Genomic DNA, 1,771 nt, shown 5'->3' with positions numbered 1-1,771 from the left:
AGGTGATGTTTCTGAACTTATCATGAATTTACAACTTATTCTTTTACTGGATGAAGGGGTAATTTGATTTGAATTAAAGTACCTTTATTTTGGCGCCCCGAAAATGCTTCTATTGTACCCATATGAGCACCAATAATCGCTTTTACGATTGTAAGCCCTAAACCTGTACCAAATTTTCCACGGTCTCCACGCTCCATAGTATAAAACATATCGAAAATGCGGTGTCTTTCGTCTTCAGGAATTCCCGCACCTCTATCTTCAATTTCTATTTTTACTTCATCTTCTGATGAAAGATAAGCACGAATCATGACTGGTTCATCTGGAGGTGAAAAGTTTGCCGCATTTTCTAAAACATTAAAAATAGCCTGTTCTACCAGTGCTGGGTGGACATAAAAACTAATCGGTTGCTTAGGTAATTCAACTGACACTTGAGTATCTGGTTTATAGCGCTTTAAACGGCGGGTTGCAGAACCAATTAATTCATCCACACCAATCCAGTCTCTTTTTAAAGTTAAACCTTCGTGGCCTAAGCGCGTCATATCAAGCAAGTTTTGAATATAACGATCTAAGCGCTCACCTTCTAAATGAATTGTTTCAAGCAGATCTTGTTGGTCTTGCTCTGACATTTCAGCTTTAAAATTGGCAAGTGTGTCTGCTGCCCCAATAATAGAAGCGAGTGGTGAACGTAAATCATGTGATACCGAAGATAATAAAGCAGAACGTAAGCGCTCTGTTTCACTGGTGACTTTTGCTTGTTCAAGTTCATTGACCAATTGGGTTCGGAGTGCTGCCTGTGCAATATATTCAATTACACTTTCCGTCAATTTCTTTTGCTCAAAATTTAGAGAAACTACGTCATCCTTAAAGTAAATTCCCACTATACCTAGGCTATTTTTCTGCTCTAAAAGAGGTAAAAACCACCAGTTTGATTGACTCAGAGTATCGGTAAAACGCCCACACGGCTGCTTGTGTTTCAAACACCATTCTGCGGTTACTTTTTCTTTATCATTTAGCTCAATATCAGATGAAATTACCTTATCTCGAATAGAAATCCACACCTTAGTCTGAAGCTGGGTTTCTAAAGTCATACGTCCTGTTTGCATGACTTCTTCAAGGTTCACTGCACTAGAAAGCTTACGTGCCAAGTCTTGCATTACCGTAGTGTAGGCATTCGCAGCTTTTAAAGATAAAACTTGCTGGCGTAACTGAGAAGCCAAACGCCCGGCAATTAAAGCTGCTGCAAAAAAAGCAACAACGGTGACCACCCCTTGGTGTGCTGAAATCTGAAAGGTATAACGCGGGGCAATAAAGAAAAAATTATAGGCTAAGAAACAAATAAGAGCAGCCACTACTGCAGCTAACATTCGGGTCTTAGTTGCAACAATTAAAACAGAAATAATAAAAATGACAGAGAAGTCTTCAATACCAAATAGAACTTCTGCGAAGTGAGCTATAAAAATACTTGCGCATGTAACAGCTAAAACAAAAACACTTTCTTTTAATGATAAAAATGAAGGTTTTTCGAGCTGATTAATCTTTTTAGTGCCCTGTTCTGGGTGCAAAATGGTTAAAGCAATCGAGTTTTCTTGATTTAATAATTGCTGAGCTAAATTTTTCTTAAATAACTTTAACCACCACGGTGAAATACTTTTACCAATCACCAGATTGGAAATACCTCGATCAACGGCGGCATCCATTAACACTGACGCAACTCGCGGCCCATATAAAACCTCTGTTCGGCCACCGAGTTGCCGAGCCAACTCAAACGCAC

At 39.1% G+C, this 1,771-nt stretch carries 1 protein-coding gene; it reads right to left on the bottom strand.

Annotated features, from left to right (window positions below):
- Positions 1-35: 35 nt before the first annotated feature.
- Positions 36-1,771 (bottom strand): ATP-binding protein (locus tag VXQ92_RS16685; protein WP_416682573.1); only part of this gene is annotated, 1,736 nt, incomplete at its 5' end.

Source organism: Acinetobacter sp. 228 (genome assembly GCF_048147885.1).
This window is presented reverse-complemented; position numbering and strand designations above follow the sequence as displayed.